Genomic DNA, 428 nt, shown 5'->3' on the forward strand with positions numbered 1-428 from the left:
ACCTAAGATGGATTGCATCTTATATCCATTTTCATAATAAACGCCATCCCGCCTCAATGGGAGACAATGAAGTCGAGCGCTACTTAGAACATTTAGTGTTAAATCAAAACGTCGCACCACGTACGCAAGCCACTGCACTCAATTCATTGTCATTTTTATACAAACATATAATAAAAACGAACTTTCATTAAATTTAAATTTTGCCCGTAGTAAAAAACAAGCAAAGCTCCCTGTCGTGATGACCCCTGAAGAAGTTAAAGTGTTGATGACACATTTAAATAAGCGTTATTATTTAGTTGCGGCCCTTATGTATGGAAGTGGTTTAAGAGTAATGGAAGCGGTGCAATTAAGAGTAAAAGATATTGATTTTGATTATAAATGTATTCAAGTATGGAATGGCAAAGGAAATAAACATCGTATTGTAACGC

Annotated in this window: 1 pseudogene; it reads left to right on the plus strand. The window is 35.3% G+C overall.

The features are described 5' to 3' along the window. Positions 1-428 (plus strand): annotated as a pseudogene (locus P20652_RS21530) (phage integrase N-terminal SAM-like domain-containing protein); the annotation flags it as partial.

Origin of the sequence: Pseudoalteromonas sp. BSi20652 (genome assembly GCF_000239855.1) — a bacterium.
Classification (GTDB): domain Bacteria; phylum Pseudomonadota; class Gammaproteobacteria; order Enterobacterales; family Alteromonadaceae; genus Pseudoalteromonas.